This window comes from Armatimonas sp. (assembly GCF_043760365.1).
Classification (GTDB): domain Bacteria; phylum Armatimonadota; class Armatimonadia; order Armatimonadales; family Armatimonadaceae; genus Armatimonas.
In genome coordinates this window covers 1-4,776 of the sequence record NZ_JAYUPA010000446.1, presented here as the reverse complement: position 1 = coordinate 4,776, position 4,776 = coordinate 1, and the positions used below count along the sequence as shown (strand labels likewise).

The 4,776-nt window shown below is 58.4% G+C and carries 4 protein-coding genes and 1 pseudogene; 1 reads left to right on the top strand and 4 read right to left on the bottom strand.

The annotated features are described in order from the left end of the window. A pseudogene (locus ACH2EH_RS10520) lies at window positions 1–752 on the top strand (hypothetical protein); the annotation flags it as partial. On the opposite strand, the gene ACH2EH_RS10515 reads toward ACH2EH_RS10520, so the two are convergent. From ACH2EH_RS10515 to ACH2EH_RS10500, 4 genes are all read right to left on the bottom strand, one after another. Then, window positions 718–1,530: a hypothetical protein gene (locus ACH2EH_RS10515; protein WP_395141450.1), complete on the bottom strand. Its 813-nt coding sequence runs from the start codon at window positions 1,528–1,530 to the stop codon at window positions 718–720. The pseudogene ACH2EH_RS10520 and the gene ACH2EH_RS10515 overlap by 35 nt on opposite strands. Then, complete coding sequence (locus ACH2EH_RS10510; protein WP_395141448.1) at window positions 1,520–2,104, bottom strand: RNA polymerase sigma factor; 585 nt, start codon at window positions 2,102–2,104, stop codon at window positions 1,520–1,522. The genes ACH2EH_RS10515 and ACH2EH_RS10510 overlap by 11 nt, the downstream gene beginning before the upstream one ends. A gap of 75 nt (window positions 2,105–2,179) precedes the next feature. Further along, the gene (locus ACH2EH_RS10505) at window positions 2,180–3,535 is read right to left on the bottom strand and encodes a DUF1552 domain-containing protein (protein WP_395141446.1); all 1,356 of its coding nucleotides are present in this window, start codon (window positions 3,533–3,535) and stop codon (window positions 2,180–2,182) included. Window positions 3,536–3,539: 4 nt separating this feature from the next. Then, window positions 3,540–4,776, bottom strand: a 1,237-nt coding sequence (locus ACH2EH_RS10500; protein WP_395141444.1) for a DUF1592 domain-containing protein, incomplete at its 5' end; no start/stop codon positions are given.

The window sequence follows — 4,776 nt, the reverse complement described above, 5'->3', positions numbered from 1 at the left end:
CGAGCTACGATGCCACACTGAGCCAGGCGCTCTGCAACGGCCACGATCCGCGAGAGGTCTTTCTCTTGGAGGTTGCGCCCCATGCCCAGAAGACTCTGCCTGACTTTACTTTAACACAGCAGCACTACGGCATCCAGATACTGGATGTGGCGCACGTGATCAAGCGCGGCAGGCAGCTCTTCGCCCCCGACGGCACACAGATCAAGCGCCTCTACAACCGGGTGATCGTGGACGAGGTGGTTCGGAAGAACATCACACTGCCCTTTGATTTTCGCGATGAACTAGATATCGAGTGGGCGGGGCACCCGAACTGGTATTTTCTGATCAGCAAGTTCTCCCTGCCGTTTCTGAAGCATTCCAGCGTCCCCAAAACGCAGTTTCTGTCGGACGTGGCATCTCTTCCCGATAATCTCGAAGATTATGTGCTTAAGCCGCTCTTTTCCTTTGCGGGCCTCGGGGTGAAAGTCGGGCCAACAAAAGCCGATATTGCTGCCGTGCCCGAGAGTGAGAAGGCTCAGTGGATCTTGCAGGAGCGCGTGAACTTTATCCCAACTATCGAGACGCCCGAAGGCCCGACCAAAGTGGAAGTTCGGATTATGTTTGTCCGCGACGGAAGCGACTACACGGCCATGACGGCGCTACTGCGGCTCGGGCGCGGCAAGATGCTGGGCGTCGACCACAACCGCGATGCCACCTGGATCGGGGCGAGCGCCGCGTTTATTGTGCCCGAGGTGTCCCAGAGCGGACGGTGATCACTCCCAGGTCAAGAAACTGGCCTTTCTCAACACGGAGATCTCTTTTCATTTCGATAGGATTGCCAGGCCCCGTGCGGTGGAAGACGAGATAGTAGGCAGTGCCCGGCACCACCCAGCCGATAAAGTGGCCATCGGGGCCGGTCATGAGTTTTGAGAAAAGCTGCGATCCGACGTATAGCTCCGGCTGTACACCAGCAAGTGGCTTGCCTTTCTCATCCACAAACTGCCCGGTGATGCTATGAACCGGATGCTCAGAGAGCGTGATGACTTGTTGTCCCTCACTCACGGTGATCTCACCGATTGCATAGAGATGGTGCCCGTGGAGGCTTGTCACCTGGAAGTTGGTGATTCCTTGCGGGGGGAGTTCCAGGTCGCCACTCTCATTCGTCGTTCCCACGGGCATACTACTCACTTTGAGGGGAGGGGCAACACCCGTTCTGGAATCGGGTTTTTCATAGCGCGACAAGTTGACCGTCGCACCAGCGATGGGCTTCCCCACCTCGTCCACAACATGGAGCGTGATGGGCCCTGTCTGCACTGGAGTGCGCTGGGCCGTATTAGGCTGCGTCTGGGTAGAGCGAACAAAGAGAATGCCGCCGCCGCCACCAAAGGCAAGGGCAAGCGCAGGAATAAGTATCATTTTCATTGTAAAGTAACCTTTCTGTCGAGAGGGCATCGGGGGAAGTTGCGAGAGAATACACTGGTGTAGCTCGGAGGGAACGTCTTTCTCGGGAAGCTTTTTAGCCAGACGGCGTAGCTTGGATTCAAAGCGCATGGTGCTCGGCTCCTTTCTGTGGCTTTAAGGAGTTCTCGCTCCGGGGCGAGAGGGCGTGTTGAAGAAGAACAGTCGCCTGGGACAAACGAGATTGAACGGTGCCCAGAGGGATATCTAGCAGCTCAGCGACTTCTCGGTAGCGCATTTCTTGCACGCGCACCAGCACAAAGACCTCGCGGTAGTGTGTGGGGAGCGTGTTGATGGCCGTATCTAGAGCCTGCTTTGCCTCGTGCTGGGTGTAGTGCGCCAATGGATCGCTGGACAGATCGGCAGCAAGATCCTCGTGTTCATCGAGCGCTTCCGTGAAGTGGATTTTCCGTCGCGCTGCCAAGTGATGCTTGACGGCGATCCCGCAGAGCCAGGTCGAGAGAGCGCCCACGCCGCGCCAGCCCTCCAGGCGCTGGTAGGCCGTCAGAAAAGTTTCTTGAGTCAGGTCTTCGGCGAGCGTGTGACTCCCGCTGAGCCGGAGCAACAAGTTGTAGACCCGGCGGGAGTGGCGGCTAAGAAGCGTCTCAAACGCCGCCACACTTCCATTTTTTGCTTTTTGAACCAACCAGAGGTCGGGAACTTGCATCGCGCACTTTGTCCTTCCCTCTTGAGTGTTGCGTTATTCGGTTTTTGTTCGGTTGGCTCGGAACTATTTTAGGAATTAAATTCCAGCGAGGCGTGTGTCCGCGTCGCCGAAGCGCTCTAGCTTGACACCCATTCGGTCCATCAGCGAGAGATACAGGCTACAGACCTTGCGGTTCCCATCGCCTTTATCGCGGTAGTTCAGAACGCGGCCCGTTGCGAGTGCCCCGCCCATGCCCCCCACTGTCAGGATCGGCAGGTGCGTGTTATCGTGCGAGGAGCCAGAGTACATGTTGGAGAGCCATAGGATACAGGTGTTGTCTAGAACGGTTCCCTGGCCTTCAGGCATCGCGTCTAGCTTGCCCGCCAGATACGCCAGCTGCGTGACATAGTGATGAACAATGCGCTGGTAGCCCTCGGAGTTATCGCTATGCGAGGCAATATGGTGGCCGTCGTTGACATTGAGGAACGGGTAGAACAGGCCCGAGAGATCGCGGCACATGAGCATTGAGGCGATCCGGGTCTTGTCGGTCTGAATGGCGAGTGCGACAATATCGCACATCAGGCGCATGTGCTCCCGCAGATCCTCAGGGAGACCATCGTCGGGGCGCTTCATCGCCACCAGCGGCTTGCCTTTCCCACGGGCATTGTCGGCAGCCTTGGACATCTCAGTGCGGAGCTTCTGGGCGCGTTTCTCCACTTCGCGGACACTGTTGAGGTACTCATCGAGCTTGGAGCGGTCCTCGCGGCTAATCTTGCGGCGCAGGCTGGCGGCCTCGGAGCCGACACGGTCCAGGACGCTCTCCAGGCGCTGGCTACCATTATTGTCGAAGAGGCCATCGAAGGCCAGTGACGGGTAGACCTCGCTCGGGACGGGCGAGTCGGCGTCTTGCCAGGAAATATACGAGCTGTAGGCCATGGAGAAGTTCGACTCATGGTAGCCCGTCAGTGGCTTCTCGCAGGAGAGAACTAGGCTTGGCTGAACGGTGTCCTGCCCGAGGCGCTGGGCCAGCACCTGGTCCATACTGACGCCCCCATGGAGCACGGCCCCTCGGGTGAGCGCAGCCCCGGAGAGAATACCGCCGGTCATGCCCGGGTGAATCCCCACACCTGTGGAGGGCTTGTTGAAGAGACCACTGATCACATTGAGCTTGGTCTTGAAGGGCTCCAGCGGCGCAAGACACTTGCCGAGCTCCATCTGAGCACCCTCGCCCTTGGCTCCCCAGTTATTGGGGCTGATGCCGGTTCCCATGAACTGAACCACAAAGCGCTTGGGAGGTGTGGGGGTGGTCTGCTTGCTAGCGAGGGGAGCGCCCCACGCTGTGGCGGACTCCAGCCACGGTAGCGCCATCGCGACTCCGGCACCCCGGAGCAGAATGCGCCGTGAGAGCGCTTGCTTTGTTTTTGTCGTTGCTTCTTCGTTTTCGTTTGACATGATCTTATGCGTCCTTTGTGGGAGTGATCGGTGACACCCGCCGGTTACGAAACTGCGGGCTGGTGACAATCCCCTCCACCAGTGTGTTAAAACGATAGTTATTAGTGCTCAGACGCTTGCGTATCTCGGCGAGCAGGGGCTCGTCCGAGGGCAAGAGCGTTCGTCCTAGTGCATAGGATAGTAGTTTTCGGCTAAAAGTGCCAACAAAATCTTGCTGGCGCTTCAGACGAATAAACTCCTGAAGGCCGGAGACTCCCACAAACTCTTGGCCACCGGGGAAGGGAGCGCGGTTATCCACGGCTTTTCCACCGCCGTCTTGGGTGCGCCGCTCGCCGATGGGGCCGAAGTTCTCAAACACCAGGCCGTAGGAATCAAAGCGTGCGTGACAGCCGCTACAGGCGGGGTTTTTACGGTGAATCTCCAGTGCCTGACGCAGGGTCTTCTCCCCCAGCTCACTCTCGTCCTTGGGAAGCTCCGGGACTTTTGCGGGGGGCGGGGGAATCTGCTCTCCTAGGACGCGCCGCACGACCCAGTAGCCGCGCTTGACCGGGCTAGTACGAAGCCCCGAGGCGTTCTGGGTCAGAAAGAGCGCCATGGGGAGCAGCCCACCACGGCCATAGCTTGCCGCATTGTCTACCCGCACCCAGTCCTCTCCTTTAACGGTTATCTCGCTCATGCCGTAGTGCTTGGCCAAGGGGGCATTGACAAAAGTATGCTTTCCAAAGAGCCAGTCCAGCACCGAGCCATTGTTCTGGAACGTGTCGAGCATGAAGTGTAGCGGCTCCTCGAACATGGACTGGCGGAGGTTGTCGTTGAAGCTGGGGAAGCGCGTTTTATCTACTGCGTTGTGCTCCTCAAAGCGGCGGAAGTCCAGCCAGTTGCCGGCGAACTCGGTGGCGAGTGCACGGGTCTTGGGGCTCTTGAGCATCCGCTGGGCCTGCGCTATCAGTACGGGGGGCTTCCGAAGCTCGCCCTTTGCGGCAAGCGCTAAAAGCTCGTCATCGGGACTCGAAGACCATAGAAAGTAGCTCAGGCGGCTGGCAATGGCATAGTCAGAGAGCTGCTGCGTTTTCTGAGGCGAGGGAGCAGCCTGGTTCGCCGTCAAGATACGCCCCTTGGCAGGTTTTGCGGGCATGAGGGGCGTTTCTTGATCAAGGCGGAAGAGGAAGTTAGGCGACATCAAGATCCACACGACCGTATCACGGATCGCGTCTTCGTGTGTGAGTGCCTCTTTTTGGCGG

Bases quoted from the DNA above. Each gene is read 5' to 3' on its own strand.
- ACH2EH_RS10515 (WP_395141450.1), bottom strand. From the start codon at position 1,530: ATGCGCTTTGAATCCAAGCTACGCCGTCTGGCTAAAAAGCTTCCCGAG.
- ACH2EH_RS10510 (WP_395141448.1), bottom strand. From the start codon at position 2,104: ATGCAAGTTCCCGACCTCTGGTTGGTTCAAAAAGCAAAAAATGGAAGT.
- ACH2EH_RS10505 (WP_395141446.1), bottom strand. From the start codon at position 3,535: ATGTCAAACGAAAACGAAGAAGCAACGACAAAAACAAAGCAAGCGCTC.